We start from the raw sequence: 18,005 nt of genomic DNA, 5'->3' as shown, positions 1-18,005 counted from the left end.
TTTAGGAGTTTATACAATAAAATAGCGGGAAATGTTTTTGTTTTTCTTTAAAATATAAAAAAATAATCATAATAATGTTAAAAAAAGTATATTATATAGTTATATGGGAAAATTAAGAATAAGGAGATTGATTATGAAAAAAAGAAAATTACATATATTTATGCTTACGGTTTTATTGGCACAGAGTTTTGGGTCAACGGTGAATGCGTTTGCGGTAACAACAACTACAAACGGACAGTCCCAAGATACAGCTTCTGTTGACACACCAGCAGAGTTGAATTCTGACTCTATTTTAGAAAATAACATTTTGGAATCATCATCAGAAAACTCAAGTACAGTGATAACTGAAACTGATAAATCAGCAGAAACACCGCTACCAAATGAAGTGGAGGATACAACTTCAGCGGAGGACACAGAGCAAGCAAACACAATTGATACACAAATCCCAAAAACGAAAAATGCAGAAACAAACATAGCAATCGAAGACGAAATTTTAACCAACATGACACTGACCAATATGGATGGTGTCGAATACAACCAAAGTACGTTAAACAGAGTATTGAATAGCACTCCAGTGACAGCAAAATTGAATTTTGTGATTGCAGATAAAGATTATGCACCAGGTTCAGTTTACACGTTGACCTTACCCGATCACCTAGGCTATTCAGATATCAGTGGTGATGTAGCAAACGTTGGGGCACATTGGTCAGTTGATGCACAAAGCAAAACATTGACGATCACGTTTAATCAACGAATTACGGAGACACAATTTAATTTAGACTTGAAAAGTTATGTATTTACAGAGGAAGCCCCTTTAGTAACGATCAAAACGCCTGGTCAAACAACTAATCAGTATAACTTCGATTTGTATGAAGAGGTCGCACCGATCAAGTATGAAGAAACCACAAATAAATACGGAATCAACGGGAATATTTATTATAACTTAGATCGAACATTATCAGGCAATCAAACATTAGAATTAGTGATGTCAGAGTCTCCAGGAGCAAAATTTTATAATACCTCTAAAGAAGCAATCGGTGTTTTCTCATATGATGTAGATATCAATGGGAATGTGATCGCAGATTCAAAACAACTTTTAGAAAAAGAGAAGGACTACACTATTGATGAGGACAATGCATACCGAGGAGCAGTGACGATAAACAATATGGATCAACAAAAAGCGTACGCGTTATCTGTCGATCGTGCTTTAGCTTTAGAAAGTGTGTCCAATTATTCTTATAGTTTTTACAATCAATATCCTACAACGAAATTAGGATCTGTTAGTTTAAACCGTTCATCCGGACAATATAGTGGACTTGAATTTACTGCAAAAACAAGTAAAGATCAAAAATCTTTAAAAGAAGCCAATTTAGGTTCGCTACAAAGCGCTAGTTTCCAAGAAAAAGGAAATTATTATCTCTATCTGTACAATCTACCTACACAAACCAAAGTGGGCGAACAGATCATTTTGAAAAGCAAAAATGGACAACCGATTACAGATTATCAACTTTCTGCTTTTGATGCAGCTTACAAAAACGTTCAAATCACTGATTATTTTGATGTAAAAAAAGAAGAAAATCAATTGGTTTTGACTGCAACGAAAGACAGTGTATTGAGAATAATGGCGGAAAAGCTACGCATTCCTTTTGAACAAAAAGACATTGACATTGCGGTTAGTACACCTGTTGTGAATGGCGGAAAAGAAATCATGTTCGTCTCTGATCAATACCTTCAGCCGCTCTCTATTATTAACCCAAACAATGTCGAGACCGCTTGGGGAAATTATGATCAAAACGGAGCCTACATGAGCGATACAACGATAGCAATCGAAGGAAGCAATAAAAATCCTGTAAAGAACGCAACCATTAAAATCGAACATCCAAACTACTTACAATTAAGAGCACCCAAAGGGGAATACGCTACGTACAAATTAAATAAAGATTATACGATAACAGCGACTGATGGCGGTTCTATTATTAAGTTTACAACGCCAGTCACGACATCATTTAATCTTGATCTAGGCTTTAACTATGTACCAGATAGTCTAGAAAAAAGTAAAAGTATCCCTGTCGATACACTTGCAGTGACCTTAAGTGCGGATAACTATGAAGCTGTGGAAACAACCGTTAGAACCGGCAGAAAACTATATTCTGAACGAACATTACAAACGAGTGGTAATCAATTTTTAGTAAATGCAAGAAATGATTCGTTTGATTCTTTAATCGTATCAACTAAAATTCCTACAGGCGTAGATGTAGTTTTTGATATTTATGATGTGTCAAATGACCAAGTGGAATCAATTTACCCACAGTATTGGGATCGTGGTTATTATTTCGATAAACCTTTAGCGCCAACTAGCGCAGCGTATCCAAAAATTACATTCGATGAAGCGACAAACAGTTACAAATTCGATTTTGGTAAGACATCCAAACGCTACATTATTGAATACAAATACGCCAATGGCTGGATCGATGCGAAAACAATCAATGTGACCGGTAGTACTGCCGAGCCATTGTATAGCAATCAGATAATGTCAGGGACCGTTTCTATAAAAAATGAAGCGAAAGAAATCCTATCAGCTAGTCAAACAAGCCATGAATCATTGAAGAATGTCACCAAAAATGAAGTGAAAACAAAAAATATCAATAACGGAACACGCACAGTCAAAAATCCAACGTTTACTATTACGACTAAAGGAACAACGAACGCTGGCATCGATTTAAATTCGATTGCTATAACAAATGTCCCGCAAGATGCTTATACAGTTAAGCAAACAGCAACAGGTGCTCAAATTATTTTTGAAAAGTATACATTAACGCAAGATATTACGATTACCTACAATACAGTGTCTAAAAACGCTGGACAAATTTCTACAGAAACTACTATTAGTGCGGATAATTTAGAACAAATGACAGAAACGCGTAGAAATACAGCGACAACACCTATTGTTTTGAGATTCTCTGAAGGAGATGCAGAAGGTATCGTTTATTTGGCTAAAGCACAATTTCACACGTATAATGAAAAAGATCAAACAATAAATATTCCAAATGTTTCATTTGAATTGATCGACAATGTGACGAATAATAAAACAGAGTTTGAAACAAACGAAGCTGGCGAATATAAAGTTGATGCCATCATGTCTGGAGAATACACATTAAGAGCCAACAAAATACCAGAAGGGTATACGATCAATGAAGAATATACGGATGGTAAAACAATTAAATTGGCGAAAGATGAGAATACAATTGATATTCCTCTTAAAGAAGTCATTGATCAAACCAGTGTAAAAGCAAAAGATTCAACGATTTATGTAGGGGATACGTGGAAGCCAGAAAACAACTTTTTAGAAGCTACGGATCAAGAGGGCAACCCAGTTTCATTTGATCAAATCACGGTAACTGGAACTGTCGACAATACAAAAGTCGGTGAGTATGAAATTACGTATCATAATCAAGGAAAAGAAGCGAAAGCAACTGTTTCTGTTATCTTAGAGGAGACGTTAAAAGTTAAAGATTCAACGATTTCAGTTGGCACAAAGTGGACATCAGCAGATAATTTCGTCGAAGCAACAGACAAAACAGGAAAAGCGATTTCCCTAGATCAACTCACTGTAACAGGGTCTGTCGACACAAGTAAAGTAGGCGATAATAAAGTCACATATGAAAATCAAGGCAAAAAAGCTGTGGCAACCATCCATGTTGTCGCGACACAAGAAACACTTGCTGTTAAAGACTCTACGATCTATGTAGGAGATACTTGGGAAGCTGCTGATAATTTTGTCTCAGCAACTGACAAAAATGGTCATAATAGTCCGATTCAAGATATCAAGGTAACAGGAACGGTAGATACAACAAAAGCCGGTATCTATGAAGTTATTTATGGCACAGATACACTAAAAGAGACAGCTAAAATCACTGTAAAAGCGGACCAATCAACACTAGTTGTAAAAGATTCAACAATTTATGTTGGCGATGATTGGAAGAGTGCTGATAACTTTGTATCGGCAACGGATCGTGATGGCAGAGCAATTTCTTTTGAAGAAGTAGAAGTTACTGGAACAGTTGAGACTAAAGAAAAAGGCGAACATAACGTTGCTTATACGGTTCAAACGACGAAAATAAATGAGCCTAGTAAAAGCAGAAAAGTTGCACCAGCCAAAAAACAATTAACTGCTATAGCCAAAATTACAGTCCTTGAAAAAACGGCATCTAAACAAAATGCAACAACGAAGAATCAAACTCATATTGTGAAACCAGATAAACAAGGGAAGTACCCTAACACTGGTGAAAAAGTTAATGATTCTATTCGTTTGATTGGACTCTTAGCCGTATGGATCACGATAATTAGCGTGATCTGTCTAAGGAAAAGAAGAACAGATTAACTGAAGGACGCGAGGATTGGGGCTAGGACGGAAGCAGTGTAAACACTGTTTTTGTTCAGCCTTTTACTCCGTTGGCCCAAACGTTGGAGGTGCTGAGCTAATGAAGAAGAAACCTTTGATTGTAGGAACTGCGTTACTATTTTCATCCGCACTTTTTACCCAGTTTGAACCCTTTTATGGCGAAAAAGCAACAACACCTGGGAAATATAAAATGACTTACAAAATAGATGGAAAAGTCGAAACAGCTATAATTGAAGTGAAAGAGAATCAAACGGAAGTGTTATTGAAAGATATCGTCATCAAACAAAATGAACAGTGGTCTCCTTTAGACAATGTTGTTTCATTAAAAGACAGAGATGGCGAGCCACTTGAACTAAACCAAGTAACAATCAAACATAACGTCAATACACAAGAAACTGGCCTTTATTTTGTGAAATTTTCCTACAAAGATTACGATGCGACTGCTAAAGTAACGGTCAATCCTTCAATCCGTTCCGAACATAAAAAAAGAGAAAAGAAGCAGTATTCTCCGATGGAGGCACAAACAAAAATCATGTTGAATGATGAACTGTTGCAAAATGAACCGACTGAACCAAAGGGAGACCTAAATACACCCGGTGGAGCGGATCTACCAGATTCCACGAGTTTTGGAAATATGTTGAGTTTCATGTCAGGGACACTGTTGTATGGGACAAGGAGAGTATAAATGGATTTCTTGTTATTAGATGATCGAACGAATTTAAAGCTATCTATTATTCGAAAATTGGAGCAGCACTATTCATTTTCAGAACGTAAAGATAATTTATGTGAGCAATTGACTATTTCTCAATACCTTCTAGAAAGGAACATTATTGAAATAAATGAGGACTTGAAAAGGTTTCAGTTGATTGATGAAATGGAATTGATCGAGCAAAGTAATGAGATCATCTTATTTCAAGATTCTCAGATATCATCAAGCATTGTTGAGGAAAGCTATTTAAAACATTCACTAGAATTTACATTATTACAAACGATATTTTTTAACCAATTTACTTCGATCAAAAAATACGGAGAAAAACATGGAATGAGCCGTACTGTTGTCTATAAAATTGTTGATAGGATTCGAAAAGAGCTAGTGCAATATGATATAAAATTATCCAAAACATTCCAACTAGTTGGAGATGAAAGGACGATCCGTCACTATTTTGTGATGCTTTTTTATCGAATTTACAAGGATTCAGATGAGTTGTACAATCAATCAGATAACGTATTGGTAAGTGAGTTACTTGCATCTATTAAAGTGTATTGCAATGATGTTACGGTATTTTATCTGTTTAAACATTACTTATTTGTTATGTTAGAAAGAGTGAATAGAAAACACAACTATTTTTTGCCTAGTCCTACTTACTCAGCCACTTTTGACACAAAAAACGTGATATATCAAATAATAGATCAATGGACCAAGCAGACGTTAAGTGGAACCAACCGCGAAAAAGAAGTCGAAGTAAGAGGCATGGTTAGCCAGTTATCTATTTACAGAAGTGAATTTTGCGACCTTGAAAATCAGTCGGTTGAACAGTATAAGCAGCAATTAGAGCGACAAATTCGTCTATATCCACAGCTAACACTAACAAAACCAGAATGTTGGCTTAATATAACTAGGACGATTTATCAGCACCAATTTATTACCCCTTTGATTGATCTTACACTACGTGTGATAGACTTAGATTTTTTCCATGAGCGTTATCCAGTCATATTTGAAGTCTGCCATTCATTTATGTATCAACTAGATAAAGAAGCATTTAAACATAGTAAAAAATCTCTTTTTTTCAATTTATTACTTGTACTTTCTCAACAATACGATCAGGAAAATGAGAAACATCCGATAAATATCCATGTGAACTTCACCCAAGGCGAAACATATAATCAATTTATCAAAGAACAAATTCAAATTTTTGATTCTTTTAGCATAAATTTTCAACCAGTCTTACGTCCAGATACAGATTTAATCGTCTCTGATTATCATTCTAAAACAACTTTTTCAGCACGAACTCTAATCTGGCTAGCGCCCCCAAGAGCAAGCGATTGGCGTAATTTTGGTGAGGAGATTGTGTGGATCAATAGAGAGCGGCAGTTGAATAAAAAAAGAATCTAAGATCAATAATAAAGGCATGAGAACAAGCCTATTAAGCTTTTTCTCATGCCTTTTTTCTATATAAATGAAATCTAGAAGATTATTCGATCTACGATTTCCGAGATAATCGTTGTGACCCAAGCGTATAAATTGCCATGTTTTTTAAATTTTTTGGTCTTTTTTTCTTGATTCATTGTAAACCTCCTTTAGTTATAACGTAATAATACGATAATCAAGAAAAAAACAACATCGATAAAGAGCATTCGTTTATTACAGTTTTGAAATAAAAAAAATTCAAATAGACGAGAAATAAGAGATTTGAGTAATACGTGTCTCTTTTGGATTGTTTGCAAAAAGTATAGTAATCCATGTTGTGGAATGGAGTCATTTACTCAATATAATTACTCAAATTAAATTGAAAGTTGACTAAATTTCTTCAAAATGGTAGAGTACCTCTGAGGAAGGTGTTTCAAATGTACGTATTATTTATTTCAACTCTTAGCTCCCTACAACTTATTTTTGATGAAGTGTTGTGTGGAGCTTAATCGGAAAGCTTATGAGCTTTTCTTATTCATCAGTAAATGTCGTATACTAAAAAATAGCACAAGTTTGCTATGTATTTAGTCTACCTATTTACTGAAGAATATATAGATTATAAGGCCCTAGACATTTTGTCTATGGGTCTTTTTTGTATGTTCTTTAGTAAAAATCTATGAAACCAAATGGAAGAGGAAAAATAAAATGGAATTATTACAAGTCAAAGAATTAACGTATGCAGTACCAGATAAACAGCTTTATGAGAACAGCTCATTTACTTTAAGAAGCAATGAACATATGGGAATTGTTGGTAAAAATGGTGCAGGAAAAAGTACCTTACTAAAAATGCTCTTAGGCACAGTATTACCAGATGCAGGATCGATATCGTGGAATCCAGCGGCTACATTAGGGTATTTAGACCAATACGTGGATATGGATCAATCGCTAACCATCAATGAATTTTTAAAATCAGCCTATCAAGAATTATTTGCTACGGAAAAAGAAATGTTGAAACTCTATGAAACCTATGGAGAAACGGGCGATGACCAATTATTGACAAGAGCAGCTACTTACCAAGAAAATTTGGAACTGAAAGGTTTTTACCAAGTTGAAAACGATATTAACAAAGCCATTACAGGACTTGGGATAAGCGATGCTGATCAACCATTAGCAGCTTTAAACCGTGGAGATCAAATCAAGGTCATTTTGGCAAAGTTACTATTAGAAAAACCGTCTGTCTTGATTTTAGATGAGCCGACTAACTATTTGGACCAAGAACATATTGAATGGCTGACAGAGTATTTAAATGCTTTTGAAAATGCCTTTATTATTGTTTCCCATGATACAGAATTTTTAAGTAACATTGCAACGTGTATCTGTGATATCGATTTTGGTTCGATCAAGAAATACCATAGTAATTATACTGACTTTTTAAAACAAAAAGCTCATTTAACAGAGGCTTACCAAAGTCAGTTTGAAGCGCAACAACGTAAAATCAAAGAAACAGAAGCGTTTATTCAAAAAAATATTGCAGGGATCAAAACGAAAATGGCGCAAGGCAGAAGAAAACATTTGGAAAAAATGGATCGTTTGAAAGAACCAGAGAAAAAAGTGGCATCTAACTTTTCCTTTAAATTAATACCTCAAAGCTCACCGAATGCGTTAACGATCGATGAACTAACAGTAGGCTATAAAGCCCCCTTACTTACTGTACGTGATCTACAAGTGAAAAAAGGCGAAAAAATAGTAATTACGGGTCAAGATGGGTTAGGAAAATCTACACTAGTAAAAACACTTTTAGCAATGGTACCGGCGATTTCTGGAAAAGTACAATTTTCCCCTCAAGTTGTTACAGGTTATCACTCACAAGATATCGAGTGGGAAAATACTGAATGGACACCGATTGAAGCATTAGCCAATAAATACACGAAACTTACGTATGAAGATGTTCGTCGAGAGTTAGCGAAGTGTGGGGTGAAACGAGAAATTGCATCTAAAAATATTTTTATGTTAAGCGGTGGGGAACAATCAAAAGTGAAATTATGTGATTTAACCATGCAACCAAGTAATTTTCTGATTTTAGACGAGCCAACCAATCACTTAGATGTAGAGTCAAGAAAAGCGCTGCAAGAGGCCATAAAGGCTTTTAGAGGCAGTGTCGTATTGATTTCAAATGACGAAGAGTTTTATTCAACTATAGGTGATCATATCTATACAGTTGCGGATAAAAACCTTGTGAAGCAATAAATCATGTAAAACATTCTGGTATAACGTTTCAACGAGTTGTAGAAATACGGAATCAAGTATTCGATGAAGTTCATCCTACAATTTATCGAAATCAATAGAACGAAGGTTAAGTCGTATAGTAGTGATGACATAGATAGAGAAAAGCCGAATCTACAGCAACATAAATAGATTGGGCTTTTCTTTTTCTTACTAAATTACAATATTAGGATTGTGTACTATGTCACAATACGATATGCTATGTTTAACAATTTGGAGAAAGGAGTATTTATGGATAGAGCGAATAAATAAAAACTCAAATTTATTCGAAAAAAAGTAGCTTAAATAATGGGATTCTTCTCATTGGCAAAACAATCGCTAGAAACGATCGTAGAGGTTACAACTGGGAAAGAAAGAGCTTCGGAACTGAAGGCAAGAATTAAAGCATTAGGTTACAACCGATAGTGAACCAGTACATATTTATTAAAGGAGAGCGTAAAATGACAGAGCTAAAAAAGAAAGAATATTATTTTCGAGGGATTAGTGTGAAAAAACTAGGAATTGTGCTATTTTCTTTATTATTAATCCTGCTATTTAAAGTCAATGACTCAGAAGCAGCTAGCTTGGGTAATCACTCAAAATGGATGAATGCAATACGGGATGATACTGAAATATCACGTCTTTCCATACCTGGAAGTCATGATAGCGGGACGTTCAAATTAAGAGACCTTATCAAGCAAGTCTGGGGAATGACCCAATATCGAGATTTCGAAGATCAGTTCAGTTATGGCGTCAGTTTTTTTTGATATCCGTGTTCGAGCAGTAAAAAATGATCAGCTAGTCCTTCATCACGGAAGTATATTTCTGTATGCATCGCTATGGGAGTTTATAAATAGTGCTAATACGTTTTTAAAAAATAATCCATCTGAAACGATTATAATGTCTTTGAAAACGGAGTATGAAGCCATGCCAGGTGTTACAAAAAGTGTAGAAGAAATATTCAGAGATACTTATTACGACAATAACTTTTACAAAGGAAATTCTTTGTACCCTAAATTAGAAGATGTAAGAGGCAAAATTGTATTGATGAACAGGATGTCTGGTAGGATAGATTTTTCTGGTATACCGTATATAAGATGGGATGACAATAAGACTTTTAGCAAGTGGATAGGCAGTCGGGCTATAAATGTTCAAGATCAATATAATGTGAGCTATTACCCTAAAAAAGAGGCAATTGAAGAGTTCCTTCGTTATACAAATAATAATGCCGATGATAGTAGTTATTTTATCAACTTTGTCAGTTTAAGTAGTGGCGGAGCAATGTGGAGTAGCCCATATTACTACGCAGGTTATTTAAATCCTTCTACGGCACAATATATAAACTCAAATAGTTCACAAAGAGCTGGTTGGGTAATTATGGATTATGCAGGAAAAGAATGGGAACCAAGGTTGTATGAGTCTGTCATTAAAACGAATAGTAGATTCACGAAATAAAACTAAAAAAACTTTTAATGGAGAGTAAGTTGGGTAATTATTACTAAGGGGTTCGCTTTATTTATTTAGTAGAGTTTACATTATTGTAAGTCTGCTTTAGCATGTTATATTCATCAGTAATGGGGGATAAAGCAAGAGAAAAAATCGGAAAAATAAAATCTGCTTAAAAGTTTTAGAATAACTTGAAAAAGAAGAATATACTGAGTCCCAAGTAGTCATCGAAGAAATAGAAAAGCATTTCAAAAAGACGATAAATGAAGAAAATTTTTAGTATTTGTCCCAACTTCATCTGGATTATTTTTAAAAATTATACCACAAAATCAAGTCATTCTTCCCTAAAGAAGGTAAAAGAGATAGAAGTTAACTTTAATGATATGCAACCTAATAAATCAAACGATGATATACATAATATTATTACTGAGAATTGGTGCCGTAACTATCCCAAAAAAGATCAAGAATAAAACATTTTAAGGAGAGCAACATGAGAATATTTCGAAACTATTATAAGCTTATTAACAATTTTTATAATGAAAGTTCAAATTTTATTAAGTTATCAATACTTACTGCTACTTTTATAACATCATTGCTAATTAAAGAAATGCTATTTGAAAATATTGATGGTATATTCGGTTATATTCTAGGGTTGACGTCATTCTTGATACTATTTTCTTTATATTCATATTTGTTTTATAAAATTAATCATTAGCTCTTTATAAAAACAAGGTAGTCTGTATCAAAACGATTGGTATAGGGAACCTCAATAATACATAAAATGTTGCTATGACAGTTACCAAATGGCTAAATTCATTATAAAATCCATCTTAATACATACTATTTAAATTACAATGAGATTTTTATAATATTCTAAAATATAAATATTGAATTTGTTAATATACTATTATTAATAAGTATTGGAGAGATAATTTTATGAAAAAGAGAAACTTTATTCTTTGTATTTTGATTTTTTTATTTGTTTTTACGGGAACTAAAGACGCATTTGCAGATACAGTAAATGGAGAGATATGTGATTCAAATGGAAATCCTCTAATTTACGGAAAAGAGTACTATGTTTGGCATATAGGAGATACGAATATAAAAAGAGGTGGATTAACTTTTGAACCTCATCTTAGTTATGATAATTTACTTTTTTCTAATAATTCTAGTGCAGTCGGAACAGCTCAAGTAATAACGGGAAAACCTAGCGGAGAAATAGTACACGAAGGAGACACTGTTAAAGTAAAGTCAACGAACGGTAACTGGGGAAACGAACGTGAGTGGGCATCTAGAAACTACTTCACGGGGGGGATATATAATGATATGATTTTAAAACAATCTGGAGATAATTTGTTTATTGCAGGAAATAATGTAGATGGAAAAGGTCAAATTGGATTTGGTAAGTATGAAGCGGATGTTTATTATGGAAATATAGCGGTATATAGCACAAATTTAATAGCTAGAACAGGTAAACAAAATAAACTATGGTTATACATGAATAGAAGTCAATTGTTAGGTAATAAAATTCCTACAGATCCTGCTGGCTTAAATTTTGTATATAGAACTACAAGAAAAAATTTAGAGTTTAGACCTGTAAATTAACAGTATTCATTTTTTAATTAGCAATCAAAGAGCGGAAGAGAGAGCTATTTTAGAAGTGGTACAACTTTTGTGAAAAACGATTAGTAGCAGCATACATGAGATCCAAAAGGAAAGAAAATAGTTCTTGATTAAATGTAAAAACAGTTCACCTAAAACCTTATATGATGTAGGATATATTTATACATCATATAAGGTTTTTGAATTTGGAGTGATTATTTAAATTTAAAACCGAGAGTATTATGCTGTTTCCTGAAGCAAGCGAAAGCCTGTCAGGACTAATTAGAGGATGAGTTACATAAACAACATAGTTATGCAATGGAAAGTCAAAAAGGAGTTGGCAATCAAACCAGCTCTTTTTGTGTAAATTCGAAGCAAATAGCCATAGACTATTTTGCTCAATAATTTTGAACTAATGAGTATCTTTTCGCTTACTAATTTTTCTCGCTTTTTCTGCAGATGCTAATTTTGATATAAACAACGAAATAATTCCTAGACCAACCGTGACATAAAGCATTGTAAAGGCTTTTCCTATCGCAGTTACAGGATACATGTCCCCATAGCCGATGGTTGTCAAAGTAATAAAACTTAAATATAGCGCATCAAATAATGACAGTGACTCTGCCCAACTATAAAAGATTGTGCCAGATATTAATGTCAAGAAAGTCAAGGCAAATAACGCTCTGAACTCATCATCATCTACGAGTTTAAAAAAGTCCTTAAAAAGTCTTTTAATAATAAAATAAAGAGAAATCATTTATTTTCTCCTCTCCTCAATAATCATTTAACACCTAAGATTGAGTATAGTCTTTATTCATAAAAATAATCAAGAATTTTTTTATCTTTCGCATATCTTTATTGGAACTACAGAAGATGATTTTGCTTGTATGTGAGAAGAAATTTGGGTTGGTTCTTTGTAAATGAAAGAACGAGAGGACTCCATTTAGACAGTTGATTGACACGGTGTATAATTTTTTTAAGAACAATAAAGGAAAGGTTAAATTATTTATAAAAGTAATAAAAAAATTTAGAATAATTTTTTCATTTTTATTCCCTACAACGATTCTGTCGGAATTTTTATATAAGCGTATTTTAAAGTAGAGTGTATTAAACATTTTTAGTATATATAATAGGTTATTTTTGAATAATAGAGCTGAAAAAATAACAGAAAATATCAGAAACATTTAACTTGATAAGGAGAATCAATCATAAAATTTAAATTTTCTTTATATTTTTAAACATAAGTATAGATTAGAGACATACTTTTAATACTAAAGATGAGTTATTGAATTTACGGAGAAATTCGCCTTTTTTTATGTTGTTTTATGAAAATGAAAAGTAAAATAATTGCATATTTATCAAAATTGTTTTACAATTCATTTCTAAATAAATCATGTGTTTATCGATAAATGGAAATATCATCATAGTAGTTACAATTTTAAAAAAGATATCTTATTGAGGTTTTTTTAGTTTAAAATCTATTTTTAGTATGGACTTTGTAAATATCTTTTTTAATGTTTGTTTTACGTTTCGTTTTTTATAACTATTACAAATTAAATTCATTGATTTATAGAGGATAAGTGAATCTAGGTCAATATCTTGGACACATTATAGTAGAGATTGATAAGCTATTTTCCTTTTCGTTAAATTTTCAAACTGCTTTGGATTTATGTAATGGATTGAAGTATGGATTCAATTACTACATTATCAGAAAGTGTGCTCGTATAACTGTATGAATGCCTTATTTTTTGATTTCAAGACATTTTTTCTATTTCGATTGCCGTATGTTTTACATCAAGTGATTGGTTAAGAATGAATGTAAAACTAAAGTGAATGGTTTTAAGGAGAATAATTATGAAAAAAAATATTTTTCTTTATCTGAGTTTATTTTTAGTTATAGAATTACAAATTATGTATCCAGTGTCTGTTTTAGCAGATACAGCAACTCAAGTTAATTCTTCGGATAAAGAACAAACATCTGAAAGATCTAAAGAAGTAATGGAAACATCAACAACTTCTGATAATTCTAATGTATCTTATGAAACACTTGAATCAGGTGATTCAAGTACATCAAAAACTGTAAATAATAGTACTGAAAATGAAAAAAAAGAAAGTATTACTGAGCAAACAGAAACAACAGCAGAATCTACAAATTCAAGATCGCGTGCAAAAGTTGCATTAGCTACAACAGCTGAAGGATCATGGGGAAAAGTCACTTGGATATTTGACAGCTCATCTGGAGCATTAACAATTACTGGAACAGGTGCTTTAGGTGACTCAAAAACATCACCATGGAATCGAACGGATGATTTAAAGATTAATGCAGCGGATGTAAAAAAGATTGTATTTACAAAAGCTGTCACAGCACCATCTGATAGTTCGTTCCTGTTTTCTTCTTTAAGCCCCAGATCAAATCGTTTAAGATCATTAATTAGTATAGAAGGAATAGAAAATTTAGATACAAGTCAAGTTATAAATATGTCTAACATGTTTTATGATATGACTAGTATAATATCTCTAGATCTATCAACCTTGAATACTAATAAATCTACTAACTTCTATAGTATGTTTGAGGGAGCGTCAAGTCTAAAAGAATTAAATATTACCAACTTTAATACTCAAAATGGAAGTACGAAAAACATGTTTTTTGGAGATAATAATTTAAGTAAAATTACTCTAGGAAGCAATTTTAAGGGCCAAGCAACGGGATTGCCAGCCATAAGTCATAGTAACGGTTATTCAGGAAACTGGATGAATCAAACAACGAATGTGTCTGTGGGAACTTCGGATGCTTTCATAACAAATTACGATGGTTTAGCACCTGGGACGTTTGTCTGGCAAAAACAACTTTGGAATGATGTATCATGGGATTTTTCAAATGGTGTTTTAACATTTTTAGACACTGGAAGCTTTAATGAATCTAAAAATTCACCATGGAATCGAACGGATGATTTGAAGATTAATGCAGAGGATGTAAAAAAAATTGTATTTACAAAAGCTGTTACGGCACCATCTGATAGTTCATTCCTGTTTTCTTCTTTAAGCCCCAGATCAAATCGTTTAAGATCATTAATTAGTATAGAAGGAATAGAAAATTTAGATACAAGTCAAGTTACAAATATGTCTAATATGTTTTATGAAATGAGTAGTATAGCTTCTTTAGATTTATCAGCATTTAATACCAATAAATCTACTAACTTTTATAGTATGTTTGAGGGAGTATCAAGTCTAAAAGAATTAAATATTACCAACTTTAATACTCAAAATGGAAGTACGAAAAACATGTTTTTTGGAGATAACAATTTAAGTAAAATTACTCTAGGAAGCAATTTTAAGGGCCAAGCAACGGGATTGCCAGCCATAAGTCATAGTAACGGTTATTCAGGAAACTGGATGAATCAAACAACGAATGTGTCTGTGGGAACTTCGGATGCTTTCATAACAAATTACGATGGTTCAGCACCTGGGACGTTTGTCTGGCAAAAACAACTTTGGAATGATGTATCATGGGATTTTTCAAATGGTGTTTTAACATTTTTAGACACTGGAAGCTTTAATGAATCTAAAAATTCACCATGGAATCGAACGGATGATTTAAAGATTAATGCAGAGGATGTAAAAAAAATTGTATTTACAAAAGCTGTTACGGCACCATCGGATAGTTCGTACCTGTTCTCTTCTATTAGTTCAACATCGAATCGTTTAAAAACGTTAACTAGTATAGAAGGAATAAAAAATTTAGATACAAGTCAAGTTACAAATATGTCTAATATGTTTTATGAAATGAGTAGTATAACTTCTTTAGATTTATCAGCATTTAATACCAATAAATCTACTAACTTTTATAGTATGTTTGAGGGAGCATCAAGTCTAAAAGAATTAAATATTACCAACTTTAATACTCAAAATGGAAGTACGAGAAACATGTTTTATAGAGATAATAATTTAAGTAAAATTACTCTAGGAAGCAGTTTTAGAGGTCAAGCAACGGGATTACCTAATGTTCCAAAAGATGATTTGTACAGCGGAACATGGGTGTATCAAACAAATAATCAAACTGTAGGGACTTCACAAGAATTCTTAGCGAATTATGATGGACAAAATCCTGGAACATATGTATGGGGCTCAGCAGAAGATCCTCTAAATCCAACTGATCCTAATCAAGCTAATTTAGTATTAAAGTCTGTTCCAACAGCCTATACATTTAAGTCAAAGTTATTTTATTCCAGCTATAAAGTTGACGGGACAGTGAGTACCGATAATCAAGTGGTGGTTTACAATAATCGAATGGAAAGAAATTGGTCTGTCAAGGCAAGTATTGTAGGGGATGAATTGACATTGAAAAATGGTACATCAATAATACCAGTAAATAGTTTTACGATTAATTCGTCTAACATACTCGATCCACAAACTAAAGGTATTGTTGCTGAATCACCCACGGATAAAACAATAAGTAATAATGTAGGAGATGTTCAAACAGATGTTTCTAATGTCAGCATTGGATTTACTGATACCGATAATCAATTGAAAGTTGGTTCAGAACTACAAGGCACCATCCGATACCAATTATATAATACAGCTAGTGCCGAATAATCCAAATAGAGATTATTGGAGGAAAAAATGAGTAAGAAAAAAATTATATCATGGGTGGGTTTAGCAGTGTGTCTCATCGTCATGAGTGGGTCTATGTTAGCTCAATCAACCCTTGCAGCGCAGGAAGAAACAATTGATCAAAATACTAATCAGGTTACTCTTACGTTGTTACCGAAAGAATCGGGAAGTACAGGCACAAATTCAGGCAATAAACCACTCAATAATAGAAATACGATGTTTCTTAAAACTGGGGAACAAAGTAATCTGTTACTAACTATTCTTGGCTATGTACTAGTTAGCATGGGAGTTATTTATATTGTTTATCTTTCAAGACGAAAGGTGGAAAATAATGAAAAATAATATATTCATATTTTTAACTGTCCTTTTGTTTTTCGTTACTTTATCATATACTCCTGATGTGAATGCAGAAGAAGTCATAAACAGTTATCCAAAAAGTGGTATTAGTATTACGATAACGGAACGAACATTATCATTAGATGATGTGAGCATTCCGACGTTTAAACCAATTGCTGTGACTGGTAAAAAAATGACGTTGAAGCCAACGAATGATTTCACCGTTACGGTAAGTGATAAACGAAATGGGTTAAGAAATCAATGGACCTTAAACTATAACATATCTGTTTTCTCTAATAGCAATGGAGAAACAGTTTCAGATCAACGACTTTCGTTTGGGAAAGGAACTGTAGAAAGCTTAGCAGATACATTCTATGAAGCATTAGACGTAAATGTAATGCCAGATGCTACAAAACCAATGTTGCGAGTAGCTGAAGCAACTAAAACAACTTATAAGTATACCGTTCCAAAAGATACTATATCATTATCTTTTGGAGCTGATACGAAACCGGGAGATTATGTAGCCAAACAAACTTTGTTGTTAGCTTCACTTCCAGTTTCACAATAAAATAATTTTTATAAGCGAAAGGAAAATCAAATATGAAAAAATTAGTATTAAGCAGTGCATTATTAGCAATTATCGGGGTAGGAACAATAGGAACATCAGTATTCGCTGATGAAGTACAAGGAAATAGCAAAGAATCTAAAGTAAATGTAACAATTGAAGATGAAGATTCTGGCACAGACCCTTTAGATCCAACAGATCCTGACCAAAAACTTTTAAATCTAATAAGTGTTCCGGAAAAATATGATTTCACATCATCATTAACAAATGGCACTTATTCATTAACAACAACATTATCTGACCAAGATATTGAAGTATTCAATAGTCGTAGTACTCGTGAATGGAGTGTTAAAGCATCTGTTGCAGAAAATAAATTAACATCAGATAGTACAAATTTCGATGTAACATCATTTAAGATCAACAACAATGAATTAGTTGGTGCTGGTGCAACCCCGATTGTTGCAAAAAATGGTGGATTAACAGATGAAGCAAATACTGGGACCCTTTCAACACCAGTAACTACTGCATCAATTTCTTTCTCTGATCCAAGTGGAAAACTTAAAGTGGGTAGTCAATTAACTGGAACAATCAATTATCAATTATACAATACTGCTAATGCAAATTAATTTATATTAAAAGGTAAAACGATAGAA

General features: G+C 33.1%; 12 protein-coding genes. 11 read left to right on the top strand and 1 reads right to left on the bottom strand.

Going from position 1 to position 18,005, the window contains the following annotated elements; genetic code table 11:
- Nucleotides 1-133 precede the first annotated feature (133 nt).
- From AC1PU0_RS14845 to AC1PU0_RS14815, 7 genes are all read left to right on the top strand, one after another.
- Nucleotides 134-4,381: a bacterial Ig-like domain-containing protein gene (locus AC1PU0_RS14845; RefSeq protein ID WP_206849274.1), complete on the top strand. Its 4,248-nt coding sequence runs from the start codon at nucleotides 134-136 to the stop codon at nucleotides 4,379-4,381.
- A gap of 100 nt (nucleotides 4,382-4,481) precedes the next feature.
- Entirely contained in the window at nucleotides 4,482-5,087 is a 606-nt protein-coding gene (locus AC1PU0_RS14840) for a bacterial Ig-like domain-containing protein (protein WP_206849277.1), read from the top strand.
- Nucleotides 5,088-6,515 carry a helix-turn-helix domain-containing protein gene (locus tag AC1PU0_RS14835; RefSeq protein WP_206849279.1) on the top strand — a complete coding sequence of 476 codons (1,428 nt, stop codon included), beginning with the start codon at nucleotides 5,088-5,090 and terminating at the stop codon, nucleotides 6,513-6,515.
- A gap of 720 nt (nucleotides 6,516-7,235) precedes the next feature.
- Nucleotides 7,236-8,777 (top strand): ABC-F family ATP-binding cassette domain-containing protein, encoded by a 1,542-nt coding sequence (locus AC1PU0_RS14830; RefSeq protein WP_206849280.1) that lies wholly within the window; start codon nucleotides 7,236-7,238, stop codon nucleotides 8,775-8,777.
- Nucleotides 8,778-9,253: 476 nt separating this feature from the next.
- Nucleotides 9,254-9,559: a hypothetical protein gene (locus AC1PU0_RS14825; RefSeq protein ID WP_206849281.1), complete on the top strand. Its 306-nt coding sequence runs from the start codon at nucleotides 9,254-9,256 to the stop codon at nucleotides 9,557-9,559.
- Nucleotides 9,540-10,247 (top strand): phosphatidylinositol-specific phospholipase C domain-containing protein, encoded by a 708-nt coding sequence (locus AC1PU0_RS14820; protein WP_206849282.1) that lies wholly within the window; start codon nucleotides 9,540-9,542, stop codon nucleotides 10,245-10,247. Before AC1PU0_RS14825 ends, AC1PU0_RS14820 begins: the two co-directional genes overlap by 20 nt.
- A gap of 927 nt (nucleotides 10,248-11,174) precedes the next feature.
- A complete protein-coding gene (locus AC1PU0_RS14815) occupies nucleotides 11,175-11,843 on the top strand; it encodes a hypothetical protein (protein WP_206849283.1) in 669 nt (222 codons plus the stop codon).
- 409 nt (nucleotides 11,844-12,252) lie between these two features.
- Here the strand turns inward: AC1PU0_RS14815 and AC1PU0_RS14810 are convergent, their stop codons facing one another.
- The gene (locus tag AC1PU0_RS14810; RefSeq protein WP_069655060.1) at nucleotides 12,253-12,597 is read right to left on the bottom strand and encodes a potassium channel family protein; all 345 of its coding nucleotides are present in this window, start codon (nucleotides 12,595-12,597) and stop codon (nucleotides 12,253-12,255) included.
- A gap of 1,097 nt (nucleotides 12,598-13,694) precedes the next feature.
- On the opposite strand from AC1PU0_RS14810, the gene AC1PU0_RS14805 reads away from it, so the two are divergent.
- Genes AC1PU0_RS14805 through AC1PU0_RS14790 form a run of 4 tightly spaced genes read left to right on the top strand, consistent with a single transcriptional unit; the run spans nucleotide 13,695 to nucleotide 17,978 of the window.
- Nucleotides 13,695-16,433, top strand: a complete 2,739-nt coding sequence (locus tag AC1PU0_RS14805) for a BspA family leucine-rich repeat surface protein (protein ID WP_206849284.1) — start codon at nucleotides 13,695-13,697, stop codon at nucleotides 16,431-16,433.
- 27 nt (nucleotides 16,434-16,460) lie between these two features.
- Nucleotides 16,461-16,793, top strand: a complete 333-nt coding sequence (locus AC1PU0_RS14800) for an LPXTG cell wall anchor domain-containing protein (RefSeq protein ID WP_206849285.1) — start codon at nucleotides 16,461-16,463, stop codon at nucleotides 16,791-16,793.
- Nucleotides 16,783-17,355 (top strand): hypothetical protein, encoded by a 573-nt coding sequence (locus tag AC1PU0_RS14795; protein WP_206849286.1) that lies wholly within the window; start codon nucleotides 16,783-16,785, stop codon nucleotides 17,353-17,355. Before AC1PU0_RS14800 ends, AC1PU0_RS14795 begins: the two co-directional genes overlap by 11 nt.
- A gap of 32 nt (nucleotides 17,356-17,387) precedes the next feature.
- On the top strand, nucleotides 17,388-17,978 hold the full coding sequence (locus AC1PU0_RS14790) for a hypothetical protein (protein ID WP_242596550.1): 591 nt from the start codon (nucleotides 17,388-17,390) through the stop codon (nucleotides 17,976-17,978).
- Nucleotides 17,979-18,005 lie beyond the last annotated feature (27 nt).

The organism is Enterococcus sp. XAF26B05_ASV22, assembly GCF_056727285.1.
This window is presented reverse-complemented; position numbering and strand designations above follow the sequence as displayed.

Excerpts from the sequence above, each read along its gene's own strand:
- AC1PU0_RS14805 (WP_206849284.1), top strand. The coding sequence starts at position 13,695 with ATGAAAAAAAATATTTTTCTTTATCTGAGTTTATTTTTAGTTATAGAA.
- AC1PU0_RS14845 (WP_206849274.1), top strand. The coding sequence starts at position 134 with ATGAAAAAAAGAAAATTACATATATTTATGCTTACGGTTTTATTGGCA.
- AC1PU0_RS14820 (WP_206849282.1), top strand. The coding sequence starts at position 9,540 with ATGGCGTCAGTTTTTTTTGATATCCGTGTTCGAGCAGTAAAAAATGAT.
- AC1PU0_RS14840 (WP_206849277.1), top strand. The coding sequence starts at position 4,482 with ATGAAGAAGAAACCTTTGATTGTAGGAACTGCGTTACTATTTTCATCC.
- AC1PU0_RS14825 (WP_206849281.1), top strand. The coding sequence starts at position 9,254 with ATGACAGAGCTAAAAAAGAAAGAATATTATTTTCGAGGGATTAGTGTG.
- AC1PU0_RS14795 (WP_206849286.1), top strand. The coding sequence starts at position 16,783 with ATGAAAAATAATATATTCATATTTTTAACTGTCCTTTTGTTTTTCGTT.
- AC1PU0_RS14830 (WP_206849280.1), top strand. The coding sequence starts at position 7,236 with ATGGAATTATTACAAGTCAAAGAATTAACGTATGCAGTACCAGATAAA.
- AC1PU0_RS14810 (WP_069655060.1), bottom strand. The coding sequence starts at position 12,597 with ATGATTTCTCTTTATTTTATTATTAAAAGACTTTTTAAGGACTTTTTT.
- AC1PU0_RS14790 (WP_242596550.1), top strand. The coding sequence starts at position 17,388 with ATGAAAAAATTAGTATTAAGCAGTGCATTATTAGCAATTATCGGGGTA.
- AC1PU0_RS14835 (WP_206849279.1), top strand. The coding sequence starts at position 5,088 with ATGGATTTCTTGTTATTAGATGATCGAACGAATTTAAAGCTATCTATT.
- AC1PU0_RS14800 (WP_206849285.1), top strand. The coding sequence starts at position 16,461 with ATGAGTAAGAAAAAAATTATATCATGGGTGGGTTTAGCAGTGTGTCTC.
- AC1PU0_RS14815 (WP_206849283.1), top strand. The coding sequence starts at position 11,175 with ATGAAAAAGAGAAACTTTATTCTTTGTATTTTGATTTTTTTATTTGTT.